The sequence below is a fragment of the Streptomyces sp. RerS4 genome (assembly GCF_023515955.1).
Classification (GTDB): Bacteria; Actinomycetota; Actinomycetes; order Streptomycetales; family Streptomycetaceae; genus Streptomyces.
Map to the genome: position 1 here is coordinate 3,766,771 of NZ_CP097322.1, position 17,510 is coordinate 3,784,280.

The following is a 17,510-nucleotide window of genomic DNA, read 5'->3' on the forward strand; positions in this document are numbered from 1 at the left end:
GCTACGACATGCGGTCACCGGGTGCGGACCTCATCCATCGTATGTGCGAGGGGAAGGCGCCCGGCAGGACATGTGACAAACCAGTCATACCGGGCGGGCGGCGTCCTTGGGGGCCGCCGTCAGTCGAACCGTGCCGCGAGCAGGACGATGTCCTCGGTCGCGTCCGCGGAAGGAGCGGCGGCGGGAGCGGCGGCGGGATCCGCGTCCGGCAGGACGGTCCGCAGGATGTGGTCGCACAGGGCGGCCGGGTCCTCGCGGGCGCTACGGGGAACCCCCGCGGCCGCCGCGTGCAGCCGGGCGTAGGCCCGGTCCATGGTGTCGCCGGTACGCCGCAACAGCCCGTCCGTGTACAGCAGCACCGTTTCTCCCGGGGCGGGCTCGATCTCCACGCTCGGCGCCTCCCAGCAGGCGAGCATCCCCAGCGGCGCGGAGAGGGAGGTCTCCACGTACTCGGTGCGCCGCTCGCCGATGAGCAGCGGCGGGGTGTGGCCGGCGCCGGCCAGGATGATCTTGCGGGCGGCGGGTTCGCAGTACGCGAAGAGGGCGGTGGCCGAGCGCGCCGGCTCGGTCAGGCGCAGCAGCAGCTCCAGGTCGGACAGGACCGCGACGGGGTCCTCCCCCTCCATGACGGCGTACGCGCGCAGCGACGCCCGTAGCCGTCCCATCGCGGCGACGGCGCTCGGTCCGGACCCGGTGACGGAGCCCACCGCCAGGCCCATCGCGCCCTCGGGCAGGGCCAGCGCGTCGTACCAGTCGCCGCCGCCGCGCGGGCCGGTGTGGTGCCGGGCCGCGAGCCGCACCCCGGGAATCCGGGGCAGCCGGCTGGGCAGCAGCTCCTCGGAGACGGTGGCGAGCCGAGTGCGGGAACGATCCACCTCCAGCATCCGGGCCAGGTGCTCGGCGGCGTGCCGGGCGTAGAGGCCGACCAGGTCGCGCTGGCGGTCGTTCGGCTCGGCCTGCTCGTCGTAGAGCCACACGGCCGCGCCCAGTCGGCCCGTGGCGTCGGCGGTCAGCGGCAGCGTATAGCTGGCGGCGTAGCCGAGGCGGGCGGCGACCTCGCGGTGGCGCGGGTCGACAGGGGGCTCGTTGCCGCCGGCGCCGGGCGGCGTACTCGGTTCGGGGAGCACCTCGGAACCGCCGTGGGCGTCGGGGAGGCCGTCGAGGATGCGGCCGTACGTCGTGGCGCTGCGCGGCACCGTCTCGATGTGGCCGAGGTCCGCGCGGCCGAGGCCGAGTCCGATGGTGGTGGTGGGGCCGAGGCCGTCGGAGGGCTCCAGGACGACGAGGCCCCGGCGCGCGCCGACCAGGGCGGCGCCGGCGCGCAGGAACTCCTGGAGGGAGGAGTCGAGGTCGTCGGCCCGGGTGAGGCGCTCGGTGAGTTCGTGGAGGGTGGTGAGGTCGGAGACCATGCCCGCCAGTCGGTCCTGGATGACGCTGCTCGCGGCGGCCTGGGCGGTCGGTGCCGGGGCGGTGCGCGGGGTGGTGGGAGCGGCCGTGGCCGCGGGTGGGGACGCGCCAGTGTGCGCTGGTGCTGTAACTGCCGGATCGATTCCAGCCACTTTCGGCAGATGCGGGGCGCTCATGGCGTCCGCCTTTCCACCTGGTGCGATTCGCCATATAGCATCGCAAACCCCCAGATCGTGCTGCGCCGCCATCAATGGATCCACATCTACACGCACACGAGGAGCGATGTCCAGCATTGTCCAGCTGGGAATCCTGGTGTCCGTGGGACGGCAACTCACCGTTCGGCCGGGGCTAAAACTTGGCCGGAAAAAGCGCCAAGCAGACGGTTTTTGCGATCGACTGGGCGGGCCTCGCGGGGGCTCGGGTACCTAATCATTGATGCCCGGGGTCAGTTGAGGACTCCCGGACCCTTCGGGAACCACCCGGCGGGGACCGTCGTCCTTAGCGGCGGCAGCCGGTCCCGGTGGCGGACCCGACACCGGTGCGGGTCGCGCGGACCGCTCGCGCCGAGCCCTCGCGGGACGTTTGATGGACCTTGGTGAACCTGTAAGAAAACTGCACGAACCGTGTGAACCTGCTTCAAGCGGACAGTGACGCGAAACGTGTACGTGTGGTGAAACACCGCTTACATGGTGTGATGTGGCCCTTCGGCGTTCAACGGAAAGGAACGAGCGCTCATGCGCGAGATCCTCGGAAGGCGTCTCCAGCGGCTCCGCGATCGCTTGAATTTCCCGCGCTCCGTCTCGCGCGCGGTGTCCGAATCCGTCGCCCGATCCTCTCGATCCGTCTCCCGATCCGTCTCTCGATCCGTGTCCCGTCTGATGTCCGGTGCCGTGAGGTCCGGTGTCGTCCCGGGCTCCGCTCCGGCCGCGGACGCCGCGCCTTCGTCCCTGCTGGAAGGGGCGATGACCTGCGCGACCGTCTGGCGCTGGCCCGTGCTGCCGGGCGTGGGTCGGGCCGGCGCGGACAGCGCGCGCTGTGCCTGCCCGGATCCGGACTGCGTGGTGCCGGGCGCGCATCCCTTCGATCCCGGGCTGCTCGCCGCGACGGCCGACGCCCGGATGGTGGCCTGGTGGTGGGCGCGCCGGCCCTCGGCCCCGATCCTGCTCGCCACCGGAGGGGCCGCGCCGTGCGCGGTGAGCCTGCCGGCGGGCGCCGCCGCGCGGGCCGTCGCACGGCTGGACCAGCAGGGCATGCGGCTCGGCCCGATCGTCGCCACGCCCACCCGCTGGTCGCTGCTGGTGTCGCCGTACTCGCTGGAGCGACTCGGCGAACTCCTCTACGCCAAGGACCACGTGCCGTCCTCGGTGCGCTTCCACGGTGAGGGCGGCTATCTGCTCCTGCCCCCCTCCACGGCGTCCGGCGGTGGGCAGGTCCGGTGGGAGCGCGAACCCGTGACCGGACCCGGTGGGCTCTGGCTGCCCGAGGTCGAGGCGGTCGTGGACGCGCTCGTGGAAGCCGGCAGCGGGGCCCCCGGCGGCGGCAGCCGGCTCGCCTACTGAGCGTCCTAGGGGTGAACGCGCGGGACGCGCCGGGGGATCCCGACGTCCGGCGCATCACTCGTACGGGTGCCGGCGTGACGAGTTTCCAAGGGAAATGGGCGCGGGGATCTCCGTGCCCCTTTCCCGCGTCGCTATCTTCGGCGAATGAATCTCCGCCTGATCGGTATCGGCGCCGGTGTGTTGATCATCTTGTCGCTCCCCCTGGCCGGAGCGATCGCCGGGCCGGATTTCGCCGGTCAGGACGACGGGAAACGAGGGGGGTTGTTCTCCTCGCTGGGCCTTTCGGACTCCTCCCGCACCTCGGAGTCGGACCGTACGTCGGCCTCGGACCGTACGTCGGACCCCGCGCGGCGCGCTCCGTCCCCGGCGCGACCCGGGCCGGTCGAGCAACCTCGTACGGATTCCCGTTGCGGACCCGAACTCACCTCACCCTACGGACTGGAGGCGCAGACCTGCGTCCTGGAGAGCGCGGGGCAGACGTGGGGCCGCAGCTACTACCGCAACACGAGCGGGGACGCGCTGGAGGCGGTGCTCACGGTCATGGGGCCGGCCGGGCGCACTGTTCAGATCAGTTGCGCGGTGGACGCGGGCGACGAGCCGGGACTGTGCGAAACGCCGCGAGCGGACTCGGTGGGGACGCGGGACGATTACTCGGCCGTAGCGGAATTCGCAGTTCCGGATGATGAAGGGCGACTGCTCCTGCGGTCCGGGAGCAACTCACCGGAGCCCACTGACGGTTGAGGACCGCCGGAAATGGAAGGGCCCGGTCGCTGGCGACGGGGGATGCACCAGCGACCGGGCTACAAGAACGGTAACAAGAGATCGCCGGTACGCAAATTCGATCTCTGATATTCAGACATCGATTTGCAGGCGATTAGCGGGAGTTGTGACACCCGTCACCGGCTCCGCGCGCTCCCGTCACGTCAGCTGAGGGTCACCTGACGGTTGGTGAGCCCGCCGCGCGCGCGGCGCTCCTCCGTGGTCAGCGGGGTGTCCGTGGCCAGCGCGGCGGCCAGCCGCTCGGCCAGCTCGGCGGCGGGCTTCTCCACGTCCTCGGCGGACACGCCGGTGGGGAGGTCCCAGACCGGGACCACCAGACCGTGGGCGCGGAAGGAACCGACGAGCTTCGTGCCCTCGCCGAGGGAGGAGGTCCCCGCCGCGTGCAGCCGCGCGAGGGCGTCGAGCAGCTTCTCCTCGGGGTGCGGCATGACCCAGCGCAGGTGGTTCTTGTCCGGCGTCTCGCACCAGTAGGCCGAGTCCACGCCCGTCAGCTTCACGGTCGGGATGGCTGCGGCGTTCGCGCGCTCCAGCGAAGCGGCGATCTCCGGGGAGGCGTTCTGCGCGGATTCCGCTTCCGGAATCCAGAATTCGAAGCCGCTGTGCACAACCGGCTCGAAAACGCCGTCCGGGTCCAGGAGATCCTGAAGTCGGGGTCCCTCGGCCGGCACGCGGCGGGCGGCGATCGGCGTGCCCGGTTCGGCGACGAGCGCGCGCTCCAGGGTGTCGGCCATGTCGCGGGCGAGGTCCCCGGTGGTCGACTCGTTCTGGAGGGCGAGCAGGACGGAACCGTCCTCGCGGCGCAGGGCCGGCCACGCCATGGGCAGGACGGTCACCAGCGTGACGGACGGGACGCCCTCGGGCAGGCCGCCCTTGAGGGTCAGCGGCACGGTGGCGGCGGGGACCAGCTCGCGCAGCGCGACCCAGTCGCACTCGCCGGACAGGCCCTCGAACGGGCGACGGACGTGCGCGGTGACGGCGTGGGCGGCGGCCGCGCCGTGGCAGGCCTTATAGCGGCGCCCGGATCCGCAGGGGCAGGGCTCGCGAGCACCGACCACCGGGATCTCCCCGTTGGTGAGCTGCGGCTTCGCGGTCTTCGCGGCGGGGCGCTTCTTGGCCATCTTGGGTGTCTCCCGGTTGCGGCGGTACGGCGGTGTCTCTGGGCGCGAGCCTAGCCGTTCGTACCGCCGGAACCGGTGGGCTGCGGCCGGGGCACGGTCGGCGTGCGCTCCCGGACGGCCGCGTGGGCGATGGCCGGTGGTCCCGCGGGATCCGGATGGCGGATCCCGCGGAGGAACGCGGAGGGAGGGGGAGAGGACGGGGAGGGGACCGGGTCACAGATCCAGGTCGTCGAAGGCCGATACGAGGTCGATCGCCGGAGGAGTGACGCGCGTAGCGAAATCGTCGTGTCGGGTCCCCCGGGCGACTATCACCCATACGGTGACCTCACCCGCCGCTCCGTCGCGGACGCCCCAGTCGTGGGCCAGGGCGCTGATGATGTTGAGCCCCCGCCCGCCGTGCGCCGTGACGGAGGGGGTGGCCGGGACCGGGCGGGTCGGACCGCCGCCGTCCGTGACCTCGACGGTCAGACGCCCCGCCTTGTCGACGCACCACGCGGCGCGTATCTCCCCGTCCCCCACCTCGCGCGCGCCCAGCGGTCTGCCGTGTCGACAGGCGTTGCTGAGCAGTTCGGAAAGGATCAGTACGGCATCGTCCACGACCGATTCGGACAGGCCGCTGATACGCAGTTGTTCACGCATCCGGTGCCTCGCCTCGCCCACCCCCGCAGGACCATGGCGTACGTCCATGCACGACGACGTGGGTACTTCTTGCGCCATCATCAATGCCACCCCCGGAACCTCCTTAGCCCCACGCCATGGTCTGGATGCCCCAATGGCCTGGACCGGAAACCGCCGTACCGGCGCCCTCTGACGCATTCATGACCATCGAACGCGGAGCGGATGCGCCGGAGCACACCCTGTGACGGACGTGGCGTCCGGGGCGGGTGGGCAAATCGGGATGTCAGCGCCCCAGTTGTGACAGAACCTGACGGGGCCTGTTCGTGATGATCGCTTCTACACCCAGATCAGCGCACAGCTGAACATCTTCCGGCTCGTTCACCGTCCATACGTGTACGGAGTGCCCGGCCGCCTGGAGCCTGCGGATGAAGCCGGGGTGGTTGCGCACGATGCGGATGCCCGGCCCGGCGATCCGTACGCCGGCGGGCAGTCGCCCCTCACGCATCCGGGGCGAGATGAACTGCATCAGGTACACGGTCGGGATCGTCGGGGCCGCCGAGCGGACGCGGTGCAGGGAGCGAGCCGAGAAGCTCATGACCCGGACGGGGTGCGGGCCCTCGGCGGGCGGGGCGTCGAGTCCGAAGCGCTTGAGGAGGAAGAGGAGGCGTTCCTCCACCTGTCCGGCCCAGCGGGTGGGGTGCTTCGTCTCGATCGCCAGCTGGACGGGGCGTCCGGCGTCGGACACCAGTTCCAGGAGTCGCTCCAGGGTGAGTACGGAGGTCCGCTCCGGGTCCGCGTCCCAGTCGGGGGACTCCTCGCGGTCCTTCCAGGAGCCGAAGTCGAGGGCGGCGAGGTCGGCCAGCTCCAGCGCGGAGACGGCGCCGCGGCCGTTCGAGGTGCGGTTCACCCGGCGGTCGTGCACCAGGACGAGATGGCCGTCGGCGGTCAGCCGGACATCGCATTCGAGGGCGTCGGCGCCGTCCTCGATGGCCTTGCGGTAGGCGGCGAGGGTGTGCTCGGGGGCGTCCTCCGAGGCGCCTCGATGGGCGACGACCTGGATGGGGCGGGGCAGTGCGTGCGTCACCCGGTCATGGTGCCACCGAGGAGGCTCGGCGCGTCGGGGTGAGTCTAGGGGATGCGCCCGAAATGTCGTAGATAAAGGATGGGGGGAGACGCACAGGTCCGGCTTACAGTGCTCTGACGGGGCATGGGAAAAGCTGTGGCCTGGAACTTGTATGGCGCGTCGAACGTTTAGTCGGGCCGGTGTCGGATCGAGGGAGGTCCGCCACCGCCGGTTTTCCGGCAGCCGTGTACCGGCCAGGTTTTCCGGCAGCCGTGTACGCCGTGTAAGTCGTAGAAGTCGTGTGTGACGAGGAGAGAGCGCTGTGAGCACCGAGAACGAGGGCACCCCGGCCCCGATGCCCCCGGCGGCCCCGTCCGTACCCCCCGCGCCGGTGGCGGCGTCCGCTCCGGAGGCGGCCCGCGAGCCCGCGCCGGCTCCGGAGACCCCGCGGGCCCGCCCGCGCCGGGCGCCGAGGCGAACCGGCAGCTGCCGCCGACTCCCGCGCAGGCGACGGCCCCGGGTTACGGGCACGCCCCGGATCCGGCCGCCCGGCCCCGGCCTACGGCCAGGCCCCCACGGCTCCGCCCGCCGCGGCGGCGTACGGCGCCGAGGGCTGGCCGCCGCCTCCGCCGACCATGCCCGCGTACGGCGGCCAGGATGGCCACGGCGGCGGTGGCTGGGGCGCCTCGTTCCCCGCCGACGGCATGCCGCCGGCCAAGCCGAAGGGCAAGGGAGGCCTGGTCGCGGCCGTCCTGGTGGCGGCCCTCCTCGCCGGTGGCATCGGTGGCGGTGTCGGCTACTGGGCGGCCGAGCGCAGCGACAACCCCTCCGGCTCGACCACGATCAGCGCGGCCAACACCCCGAAGGACCTCAAACGGGAGGCCGGCTCGGTCGCAGGTCTGGCCGCCGCGGCGCTGCCGAGCGTCGTCACCATCGAGGCCTCCGCCGGCGACGGCGAGGGCGGTACCGGCACCGGCTTCGTCTACGACCAGCAGGGCCACATCCTCACCAACAACCACGTGGTCGCCTCCGCCGCGAACGGCGGCAAGCTCTCCGCGACCTTCTCCGACGGCAAGAAGTACGACGCCGAGGTGATCGGCCGCGCCCAGGGCTACGACGTGGCCGTGCTCAAGCTGAAGACCCCGCCCGCCGGCCTGAAGCCCCTGGCGCTCGGCGACTCCGACAAGGTCGCGGTCGGCGACCCGACCATCGCGATCGGTGCCCCGTTCGGCCTGTCCAACACGGTCACCACGGGCATCGTCAGCGCCAAGAACCGCCCGGTGGCCTCCGGTGACGGCTCCGGCGGCAAGAACTCGTACATGAGCGCCCTCCAGACGGACGCCTCGATCAACCCGGGCAACTCCGGCGGCCCGCTCCTCGATGGCCGCGGCGCGGTCATCGGCATCAATTCGGCCATCCAGTCCGCCGGCAACGGCGGCTTCGGCGGCGGGCAGGCCGGCTCGATCGGCCTCGGCTTCGCCATCCCGATCAACCAGGCGAAGAACGTCGCCGAGTCCCTGATCAAGACGGGCAAGCCGGTGTACCCGGTGATCTCCGTCTCCGTCGACCTCCAGGCGAAGGTCGACGGCGCCAAGATCTCCGAGCAGGGCGCGAGCGCAAACGAGCTGGTCGACCCCAACGGTCCGGCCGGCAAGGCGGGCCTCAAGCCCGGCGACGTCATCACCGAGTTCGGCGGCAAGTCGGTCGACAGCGGCCCGACGCTGATCAGCCTGATCTGGACGTACAAGCCCGGTGACACGGTCAAACTGACCTACCTGCGCGACGGCAAGCCCAACACGGTCGACATCACGCTCGGCTCGCGCGTCGGCGACAAGTAGCCGCCACGGTCCTCGACAGTGGCTTGATGGGAGGGGCCGTGGGCGTGATTGCGCCTACGGCCCCTCCCAAATTCTGCTTATGCTTCGCTCGTGTTCGATTCACGGCACATACGGACATTCCATGAAGTGGTCGCCGCTGGTTCCTACACGGCCGCCGCTCGCGTCCTGGGCTATACCCAGCCCGCCATCACCCAGCAGATGAAGGCGCTCGAACGCGCCGTCGGCACCCCGCTGTTCACCCGCGTGGGCCGCAAGATGAAGCTGACCGAGGCCGGGGAGTCCCTGGCCCGGCACGCCGAATCCATCCTCGGCAGCCTGTCGGCCGCCGAAGCCCAGCTCAAGGCCTACACCCGGCTGCGGACCGGACGCGTACGGGTCTGCGGATTCCCCAGCGCCAACGTCACCCTCGTCCCGGAGGCCATCGGCCGGCTCGCCAAGGACCACCCGGGGATCCAGGTCGAGCTGTTGGAGGGGGAGCCCCCGGAGTCCCTCCACCGGCTCCAGCGCGGCGAGTGCGACATCACCCTGGCCTTCACCTATCCCGGCCTGCACGAGGAGATCCCCGAGGACGTCACCGAGGTCAGGCTGCTGGAGGACCAGCTGACGGTGCTGCTGCCGACCGGCCATCCGCTGGCGCGGCGCCGGGCCGTGCACCTCGCGGACCTCGCCGAAGAGCAGTGGATCGCGGGCTGCCCGCGCTGCCGGGCGAACCTGCTGCACGAGTGCGCCGAATTGGGCTTCGTACCCGACATCCGCTTCGCCACCGACGACAACCTGGTGGTGCAGAGCATGGTCGCGCAGGGGCTCGGCGTGGCGATGATGCCCGCGCTGGTACTGCCCTCGCTGTCCCTCACCAGGGTCTGCGGACGAGTGCTCCACCCGGCCGCGCGCCGTCACATCGCCGCGTACGTCTACCGCGACCATCTGCGCATCCCTGCGACGGCGGTCGTGCTCGACGAGCTCAAGCGGGTGGCGGCGAACCGCATCGGCTGCTGACGCGAGCGCCGCTCCACCCGGACCCCATGCATAAGCACTGCTTGGGATTTCAGGGCAGAACTGTCGTTGGACGTGATGGATCACCCGACGGACGCTGCTCACATGACCACCACCACGCCGGCCCGTACGACCGCGAGGATGGCCGCCCTCGTCCATGAGATCCGCAACGTCGTGGACCGGGGTCTGGCCCCCGACCTCACGGCCTACCTCGTCGGGGAGCGCCTCGCCCCCCACCTGGGCACCTCCGATCTGCTCACTCCCGAACAGCGGGAGGGTCATTCCGACCGGTACCGCCAACACATCCTGCACTCCGAGGCCGACGGAAGCTTCTCCGTGGTTGCTCTTGTGTGGCTGCCCGGTCAGGAGACCTCCATCCACGACCACGTCTCGTGGTGCGTGGCCGGAGTGCACGAGGGCACGGAGAGCGAGATCCGCTACCGGCTCGCCCCCGCCGCCGGCCCGGAGGCCACGGCCCGCCTCGTGGCCACCGAGGAAGTGGTCAACGCCCAGGGCGAGGTCTGCGGATTCGCCCCGCCCGGCGACATCCACAAGGTGCGCAACTCCTGTCGTACGACGGCGATATCCCTGCACGTCTACGGAGCCGACGTGGCCCGCCTGGGCAGCAGCGTCCGCCGCGTGTACCCGGAACCGACCGACTGATGGCCATCCTCAACCGCACCGCGCCCAAACCGCCCCGCCTGGCTCCGCGTCGCGATGCTTCACGTGAAACACCCTCCTCGCGGCCGGGGTTGGCCTTCGCGGTGGCGGGCGCTCTGGTGGCGTGGTGCGTCCACCTGGTCATCCCCGCCGTGCCGATGCTGACCGCCTCGGTGGTCCTCGGCATCGCCGTGGCGCACGTCCCCGGCCTGCGCCTCTTCGTACGCGGGCCGGCCCGGCCGGGCCTGTCGCTGGCGGGCCGCAGGCTCATGCGGATCGGCATCGTGCTGCTGGGCCTCGGTCTCGGCCTCGACCAAGTGGTCCGGCTCGGCTGGGCCACGGTGGTGATGGTGAGCGCGGTGGTCGCCGCCACCTTCTTCGGCACGATCTGGCTCGGCCGTCGCCTCGGCCTTCCGGGCGACCAGCCGCTGCTCATCGCCACCGGGTACTCGATCTGCGGGGCCTCGGCCATTGGCGCGGTGAGCGAGGTCTCGGGGAGCGACGAGGAGGACGTGGCCGCCTCGGTGGCTCTGGTCACCCTGTGCGGCACCCTGGCCATCGCGGTACTGCCGCTGCTCCAAGGCCCGTTGGGCCTCTCGGACCTGGCCTTCGGGCGGTGGGTGGGCGCGAGCGTCCACGATGTCGGCCAGGTCGTGGCCACGGCGCAGACCGCCGGTCCCGGCGCGCTCGGCGATGCCGTGCTGGTCAAGCTGATGCGGGTGGCGCTGCTGGCCCCGCTGGTGGCGGCGGTCGCCTTCTCCCTGCGGGCCCGCCGGCGCGGCGTGCGCACGGCCTCGGGCAAGCGCCCGGCTCCCGTGCCGCTGTTCGTCGCCGGGTTCCTGGCGGCGGCCGCGCTGCGGGCCACGGGCGTACTGCCGCCGGTGGCCCTGGAATGGGCGCACACGGCGCAGGAAGCCCTGCTGGCGGCCGCCCTGTTCGGCCTGGGGAGCGCCGTGCACCTGCCGACGCTGGCCCGCACCGGTGGACGGGCCGCGGTGCTGGGGCTGGGGGCGTGGGTGGTGGTGGCCGGGGTCTCGTACGCCGGGGTGCTGCTCACCGTATGACGGTTCGTACCAAGGGGAGTTGGCCATTTCGTGGCCGGAACCGACCGAACGTCCGGACTGCCCCCTGACATCTCGGGGCCCTCGTGCGACTCTGCCCCCGCAAGGCGAACAGCCGATCCGATCCGCACCGACAGCTCTTCACCCCCACCCTGCCCGGGTCCGACCGGTCCGGGCACGGCAGAAGGAGTCTGCGTGAATCGTCATCGCACGGCGGCGTCCGTCCTCCTGGCCGCGGGCGCCCTGCTCGCGGGGGCCCTGACGGCGGCCTCTCCCTCGGCGGCCGCGGAAGCGCCCGCCTCGTTCCGGCAGCAGCAGACCCCGGGCTTCTGGACGGCCGAGCGCATGCGCCAGGCCACCCCGCTCGACCTCACGGCGGCCCCGAAGGGCGCCCGCCCGACGCCGTCCCCGGCGGACCGGCCCACGCTGGTGGCCCCGACACAGGCCTCGACGGAGGTCACGCAGGCCTCCCCGACCGCGTTCCCGCAGGCCGGCGGCGCCTGGACGGGCAGCGGTGCGGTCGTGAAGACCTCGGGCCGGGTCTTCTTCACGATGGGCGACCGGACGGCCTCCTGCTCCGGCGACTCCGTCACCAGCGCCAACGGCAGCACGGTCATGACCGCCGGGCACTGCGTGAAGTACCAGGGCGCGTGGCACACCAACTGGGTGTTCGTACCGGCCTACAACAACGGCAACGCGCCCTACGGACAGTGGGCCGCGACCAAGACCTTCGCCACCGAACAGTGGGCCGCGAGCGAGGACATGAACATGGACGTCGGCCTGGCCGTCGTCGCCCCGCTGAACGGGCAGAAGCTCAGCCAGGTCGTCGGCGCGCAGGGCATCCTCTTCAACGGCGGCTACAACAAGAAGATGTACTCCTTCGGCTTCCCCGCGGCGGCGCCCTACGACGGCACGAAGCTCGTCTACTGCAGCGGCAACAGCGGCAAGGACTTCCTCCTCACCAAGGACCACAGCCTCGGCTGCAACATGACCGGCGGCTCCAGTGGCGGCCCCTGGTTCCAGGACTTCAACGAGGCGACGGGCCTGGGCACTCAGGTCTCGGTGAACAGCTTCGGCTACACCTTCCTCCCGAACCGCATGTTCGGCCCGTACTTCGGCAACGAGGCCAAGGCGGCCTACGACAAGGCCCAGAACACCTGACCCCACCCACCTCCCCCGCCCGGGAAGCACCCACCACACCCACCCCCACATCCCGGTACTCTGTACCGGCCAGGTGGGTTGCCCGAGCGGCCTAAGGGAACGGTCTTGAAAACCGTCGTGGCGCGAGTCACCGTGGGTTCAAATCCCACACCCACCGCCAAAGGTCAGACGACGTGCTGATCAGAAGGGGTGCCCCGAGAACGGGGCACCCCTTCGTCATGGGCCCTGTCTCACCCCGAGCCGCGTCCGTACCCCTTTGGATCACGGTCGTGGACCAGGCGTGGACCAGGCGTGGACCACGGTCCATCCATCCGCAGGCCGCTGAACAGGTGGTTAGGAGTCGAGGCGCAGCTGGAGAGTGATGGTCTGGCCGCCAACACGTCACCGACCTGAAGACCGGACTGAGCGACGTTCGAACTGGGGAGGACGAAGGCGACGCCGGCGCCACCATTGTTGGGCGCATTCATCAGGAACGCGGAGATTGCTCCCTGCGTGCCGGGGCTGATGATGACCGTCAGTGGCTGGGTGGAACCGTCGAGACTGAAGGTTCCCGAGAACGTTCCTCCCTCCAGCGGTGCGTCTTGGTCGGCAACCAGATCAACGTGGTACGGGTAGAGCCACACATGGTTGTTCGACGGCAGGTCTGCCGTGGCTGACTTGCCGTCCGCGGCGATGGTCACCGGACAGTGCCAGCCCGCGCAATTGGGTTCCAGGCGGGTGATGCGGGTATGTGCGGGAGCCTGGACTGTGATCCTGCCGAAGTGGCGGCGCGTGATGCCGTCGGGGTTGTACGTGACGGTACGGGCAGAACCAGGTGCGTCCAAGGTCGGCACACTTTGCTGAGGTGTCACATCGACGGGACGATCGACCAATGCCGGAGCCAGAGACCGGGAAGGTTCGGCCAAAGCCGTGGTCGTCGGCAGTACGGCCAGGCTGGTGAGCAACGCCGCGGCAGCGGCCACGGCGGAGGTGAATGAGCGACGGACGACGGGCATGGCATTCCCCAGCGGTTGAGTGAGTGATCGACACCCCGCAGGCAAGCGGAGCCGATCCGACCGTTCAGACCGGGCACGCCCATGTGAATTTGAGTTTCAATCGCATAGCCATACGAGCCGTGGCACCTCCCCAGCACCCGGACTGCTCCGCATCCTCACCGTCCGGGACGCAACCAAGGGGGCCGTCGTCGGCCAGGGCCCTCTCGATCTGCTGGTTCGCGTGGTGCTGGTTCCGGCGGATCGCGTCATGGGTGCCTGTGTGCTCCCTGACCGATATCCGCTGGTCAGAGCGCAGCGGATGCGGTCTGCGGGACGGGCCGCGACCCTGGAGGGGGCAGCCCGCATCCATGGCTAGGAGGCCAACGATGTCTGTGATGGACAAGCTCAAGCAGATGCTGAAGGGCCACGAGGACAAGGCCGGACAAGGCATCGACAAGGCCGGCGACTTCGTCGACGAGAAGACCCAGAGCAAGTACAGCAGCCACGTCGACACCGCCCAGGAGCAGCTCAAGCGGCAACTGGGAGGGGACCAAGGACAGGACAACCCGCCGCCTCGGCAGTAGGGCAGGGAGCCCAGGGGCGGGGGAGCCGGCTTCGTGCCGGCCGTAAGGGGCGCCTCGATTCCGGGGCGCCCCTTGCGGCGTCGGTCGGGGCGGGGGGTGGTTGCGCTTTCCGGGTGGTGTTTGTCGGAAGATCGGCGCGCGTGGTGGGCGCTCTGCGGTTGCGGACACATCATGACGAATGTATGCAGATCCGCCCGTCGGAACATCGCGAAATGAGGCGCTCGTCATGACCCACCGCAGCAGCATCACGTCGATCTGGGCCTCTGTCCTCGCCGCCCTCGTGGCGCTCCTGGCCGTTCTCGGCCTCGGCCGCAAGGCGGCCCCGGCGCTCGCCGCGTCGGTGGCCGCCCCCTCGACCCCGGCGGTACGCCGCCCCGTGGCCGTGACGCGTCGGACGTGGCGGGCGATGATGCGCGGCGGTTCGCTCCCGCCCACGATCAAGCAGCGGATCCGCGCCGAAGCGCACGGCAAGTGCCCCTCCGTCCGACGGTCGACCACCGCCGCGTCGCCGGTCTTCGGGTTGGTGCGCGCCGCCGTCGAGCAGGGCCGGCTGTCGCTCGCCGCGTAGCGGGCGGGCACGCGTAGGGACGTACGACCACAGGCGCTGGAGCCCGCCCGGTCAGGGTCGTGGATCGCGCCGCACGGTGCCCCGCGTGTGGGGCACAGGGGGATCGCTCCGGCGCACGCCAGGGGCGCGCGGGGGCGTGAAGCGTGTCATCGCAGGGCCGCAGACCCGGGAGACGGTGGGTTCCCCGGACGTCGCGGCCCACTTCGGCATGTCCGGGGCCGGTGGGTTTGGCGGAACGTTTCGCCGCCCGCCCGGCAAGGGCTTCGCCCCACGCGGCGGCGCCGCCCCGAGGATGCCCGGAAGTGAAGGGGGTTTATCCGTTGTTGGTCATGCTTGCGGGGGAATGGCAGGCTGCGGGGTGGTTCGCCGGGGATTCGGTGGGCAACGCTGGTCTCGCGACGTCGTCACGAACACCAAAGCGACCGAGGCGGTCGGCCAACCGCCTTGGAGAACACCCCACTTCCGTTTCATGGAGGATCAAGACATGGCAAGCATCCGTACCGCCCGCGTCATCGCCGCCGTCGCCGCTTTGCCCCTCGCCGTCGCCCTCTTCGGCGGCGTGGCCGCGGCCGACAACGGCTCCTTCGCGAACGACGGATCGAATGCGAGTGTCGCGAGCATCATCGGCAGCGGCGTCGGCGGCAACAACCACGGCAACTCCTCCACCTCACAGCAGGTGGCCACCGGCTCCGGCGCGTCCAACCAGAACAACACCGCGCAGGTCAACGGGTCCGCTTACACGGCGATCCACCAGGCCAACTCGAACGTCGCGGTGAACTTCTTCCCCTGGTGGTAGTCGCTCACTGAGCCGAGCCAACCTCTGAGGGCGCCCGTACGACCGGACCGGCTGGGGTCCGGTAGTGCGGGCGCCCTCGTGCGTGTCCGCCCCGTGAGCCCGCGGCCCCCGCAAGTTCCCTGCCTCCCGCCGACCTTGACATCCACAAGCGATCTGACGGACAGTCAGGTTCACTCGTCGATGTGATGCTCCGGGAGGCCAGAGTCGTGCACCTCGCCCCGTCCGAAGCCCAGTCGCGGCTCCGCGTCGAACTGCGCGCGTACTTCCGGGAACTGCTCCCCGACGGGCCGCCCGAGGACCCGGCCGCCCAACGGGCCCTGCTGCGCCGCATCGGCGCCGACGGGCTGCTCGGCCTCGGCTGGCCCGTCGAGTACGGCGGCCAAGGCCGCGACCCCGACGAGCAGTTCGTCTTCTTCGACGAGGCCTACCGCGCCGGCGCGCCCGTCTCCATGGTCACCCTCAACACCGTCGGCCCCACCCTCATGAAGTACGGCACCCAGGAGCAGAAGGACTACTTCCTGCCCCGCATCCTCAAGGGCGACATCGTCTTCGCCATCGGCTACTCCGAGCCCGAGGCCGGCACCGACCTCGCCGCCCTGCGCACCCGCGCCGTACGGGAAAACGGCCCGGGTGCCTGCCCCGACGGCCACTGGCGCATCGACGGGCAGAAGATCTTCACCTCCAACGCCCAGAACGCCGACTGGATCTGGCTGGCCTGCCGCACCGCCCCCGACGCCCCCAAACACCAGGGCATCTCGATCATCCTCGTGCCCACCGACAGCCCCGGTTTCAGCTGGACCCCGATCGAGACGGTCGGCGGACTCACCACCACGGCGACGTACTACGACGCCATCCGCGTCCCCGCCGGCAACCTCGTCGGCCCCGAACACGGAGGCTGGGGCCTGATCACCAACCAGCTCAACCACGAGCGCGTCGCCCTCGCCGCCATCGGCATGCAGGCCGAGGACTTCTACGAGGTCGCCCTCGCCCACGCCCGCGCCCCCGACCCGGTCACCGGCGAGCGCCCGGCCGACCGCCCCTGGGTACGGTCCCGGCTCGCCGAGGCGCACGCGCGGCTGGCCGCCGTACGCCTCCTCAACTGGCGCCTCGTCCAGGACGTGGGCGCGGGCACCCTGGCTCCCGGTGACGCCAGCGGCGTCAAGTTCCTCGGCACCGAGTCCACCGTCGAGGTCTACCGCGTGTGCCAGGAGGCGGTCGGTGAGGAAGCGCTGATCAGAGGGGCCGCCGGCATCGCGGGCGGCGAGCTGGAACGGCTGAACCGCGCGGCCCAGATCAACACCTTCGGCGGCGGCGTCAGCGAGGTCCAACGGGAGATCGTCGCCATGATGCGCCTCGGTATGAAGGGGAGGAAGCGATGACCAGGACACTGACACCGTCCGACGAGCGGTTCCACGCCCTGCTGCGGACCTTCGAGGGCCGCCCCGCCGCCACCGCCGGCCGGGCCAAGGACGTGGTGAACGAGCCGATGATCCGCCACTGGTGTGAGGCCATGGGGGACAGCAACCCGAACTACACCGGCCCCGACGCCATCGCACCGCCCACGATGCTCCAGGCCTGGACGATGGGCGGACTCTCCGGCCACACGGACCGCTCCTCCGCCTACGACGAACTGTTCGAACTCCTCGACGGCGCGGGCTGCACCTCGGTCGTCGCGACCGACTGCGAGCAGGAGTACCTGCGCCCGCTGCGCCCCGGCGACACGGTCACCTTCGACGCCGTCATCGAGTCGGTCTCCCCGCGCAAGACGACCAAGCTGGGCACCGGGCACTTCGTGACCACCCGGATGGACGTCCGCGCGAACGGCGAACCAGCCGGCACGCACCGCTTCCGCATCCTCAAGTACGCCCCGGCGGCACGCCCGCAGACCGCCGGCCCGGAGACCGCCCGCCCGCAGACCGCGCCCCAGCGGCCCCGCCGTCCGCGTCCCGTGATCAACCGCGACAACCAGGGGTTCTGGGACGGGGTCCGCGAGCACAGACTGCTGATCCAGCGCTGCACCGCCTGCCGGACCCTGCGCTTCCCCTGGCTCCCCGGCTGCAACGCCTGCTCCTCCCCCGAATGGGACACCGTCGAGGCGAGCGGCGCCGGCACGGTGTACTCGTACGTCGTCATGCACCACCCGCCCTTCCCCGCCTTCGATCCCCCGTACGCGGTGGCCCTCGTCGAGCTGGCGGAGGGCGTACGGATCATCGGCAACATCACCGGTGTCCCCTACGACAAGGTCCGCATCGGCCTCCCCGTCCACCTGGAGTTCCTGCGCGTCGACGACACGCTCGAACTCCCCGTCTTCCGAGGGGGAGCGGGCTGAC

At 71.0% G+C, this 17,510-nt stretch carries 16 protein-coding genes and 1 tRNA gene; 12 read left to right on the forward strand and 5 right to left on the reverse strand.

The features are described from left to right. Nucleotides 1-119: 119 nt before the first annotated feature. Nucleotides 120-1,700: a PP2C family protein-serine/threonine phosphatase gene (locus tag M4D82_RS17375; protein WP_249766924.1), complete on the reverse strand. Its 1,581-nt coding sequence runs from the start codon at nt 1,698-1,700 to the stop codon at nt 120-122. A gap of 441 nt (nt 1,701-2,141) precedes the next feature. On the opposite strand from M4D82_RS17375, the gene M4D82_RS17380 reads away from it, so the two are divergent. After that, entirely contained in the window at nt 2,142-2,966 is an 825-nt protein-coding gene (locus tag M4D82_RS17380; protein ID WP_502988948.1) for a bifunctional DNA primase/polymerase, read from the forward strand. 923 nt (nt 2,967-3,889) lie between these two features. Here M4D82_RS17380 and M4D82_RS17390 read toward each other — a convergent pair. From M4D82_RS17390 to M4D82_RS17400, 3 genes are all read right to left on the reverse strand, one after another. Next, the gene (locus tag M4D82_RS17390; RefSeq protein WP_249766927.1) at nt 3,890-4,864 is read right to left on the reverse strand and encodes a DUF5926 family protein; all 975 of its coding nucleotides are present in this window, start codon (nt 4,862-4,864) and stop codon (nt 3,890-3,892) included. A 213-nt stretch (nt 4,865-5,077) separates the two neighbouring features. Further along, a complete protein-coding gene (locus M4D82_RS17395) occupies nt 5,078-5,680 on the reverse strand; it encodes an ATP-binding protein (RefSeq protein WP_249766928.1) in 603 nt (200 codons plus the stop codon). An 85-nt stretch (nt 5,681-5,765) separates the two neighbouring features. Continuing rightward, entirely contained in the window at nt 5,766-6,566 is an 801-nt protein-coding gene (locus tag M4D82_RS17400) for a glycerophosphodiester phosphodiesterase (protein ID WP_249766929.1), read from the reverse strand. A 614-nt stretch (nt 6,567-7,180) separates the two neighbouring features. On the opposite strand from M4D82_RS17400, the gene M4D82_RS17405 reads away from it, so the two are divergent. From M4D82_RS17405 to M4D82_RS17430, 6 genes are all read left to right on the forward strand, one after another. After that, nucleotides 7,181-8,383 carry a S1C family serine protease gene (locus M4D82_RS17405; protein WP_502988949.1) on the forward strand — a complete coding sequence of 401 codons (1,203 nt, stop codon included), beginning with the start codon at nt 7,181-7,183 and terminating at the stop codon, nt 8,381-8,383. Nucleotides 8,384-8,473: 90 nt separating this feature from the next. Continuing rightward, nucleotides 8,474-9,379 carry a LysR family transcriptional regulator gene (locus M4D82_RS17410; RefSeq protein WP_249766930.1) on the forward strand — a complete coding sequence of 302 codons (906 nt, stop codon included), beginning with the start codon at nt 8,474-8,476 and terminating at the stop codon, nt 9,377-9,379. Nucleotides 9,380-9,481: 102 nt separating this feature from the next. Beyond that, nucleotides 9,482-10,039 (forward strand): cysteine dioxygenase family protein, encoded by a 558-nt coding sequence (locus M4D82_RS17415; RefSeq protein WP_249766931.1) that lies wholly within the window; start codon nt 9,482-9,484, stop codon nt 10,037-10,039. Then, nucleotides 10,039-11,100, forward strand: coding sequence for a YeiH family protein (locus M4D82_RS17420; RefSeq protein WP_249766932.1), 1,062 nt, complete (start codon nt 10,039-10,041; stop codon nt 11,098-11,100). Before M4D82_RS17415 ends, M4D82_RS17420 begins: the two co-directional genes overlap by 1 nt. A 192-nt stretch (nt 11,101-11,292) precedes the next feature. Continuing rightward, complete coding sequence (locus M4D82_RS17425) at nt 11,293-12,258, forward strand: trypsin-like serine peptidase (protein ID WP_249766933.1); 966 nt, start codon at nt 11,293-11,295, stop codon at nt 12,256-12,258. Between the two features lie 72 nt (nt 12,259-12,330). Then, a tRNA-Ser gene (locus M4D82_RS17430) sits at nt 12,331-12,418 on the forward strand. Nucleotides 12,419-12,488: 70 nt separating this feature from the next. Here the strand turns inward: M4D82_RS17430 and M4D82_RS17435 are convergent. Further along, a complete protein-coding gene (locus M4D82_RS17435; RefSeq protein WP_249766934.1) occupies nt 12,489-13,220 on the reverse strand; it encodes a PDZ domain-containing protein in 732 nt (243 codons plus the stop codon). Between the two features lie 398 nt (nt 13,221-13,618). Here M4D82_RS17435 and M4D82_RS17440 point away from each other — a divergent pair, with 398 nt between their 5' ends. The 5 genes from M4D82_RS17440 (at nt 13,619) to M4D82_RS17460 (ending at nt 17,509) form a co-directional block, all read left to right on the forward strand. Then, nucleotides 13,619-13,816 carry an antitoxin gene (locus M4D82_RS17440; protein ID WP_249766935.1) on the forward strand — a complete coding sequence of 66 codons (198 nt, stop codon included), beginning with the start codon at nt 13,619-13,621 and terminating at the stop codon, nt 13,814-13,816. A 226-nt stretch (nt 13,817-14,042) separates the two neighbouring features. After that, nucleotides 14,043-14,384 carry a DUF6344 domain-containing protein gene (locus M4D82_RS17445; protein ID WP_249766936.1) on the forward strand — a complete coding sequence of 114 codons (342 nt, stop codon included), beginning with the start codon at nt 14,043-14,045 and terminating at the stop codon, nt 14,382-14,384. Between the two features lie 484 nt (nt 14,385-14,868). Continuing rightward, nucleotides 14,869-15,180, forward strand: coding sequence for a hypothetical protein (locus tag M4D82_RS17450; RefSeq protein WP_249766937.1), 312 nt, complete (start codon nt 14,869-14,871; stop codon nt 15,178-15,180). A gap of 206 nt (nt 15,181-15,386) precedes the next feature. Further along, nucleotides 15,387-16,559 (forward strand): acyl-CoA dehydrogenase family protein, encoded by a 1,173-nt coding sequence (locus tag M4D82_RS17455; protein ID WP_249771908.1) that lies wholly within the window; start codon nt 15,387-15,389, stop codon nt 16,557-16,559. Then, entirely contained in the window at nt 16,556-17,509 is a 954-nt protein-coding gene (locus tag M4D82_RS17460; protein WP_249766938.1) for a bifunctional MaoC family dehydratase N-terminal/OB-fold nucleic acid binding domain-containing protein, read from the forward strand. The genes M4D82_RS17455 and M4D82_RS17460 overlap by 4 nt, the downstream gene beginning before the upstream one ends. Nucleotide 17,510: the final 1 nt, after the last annotated feature.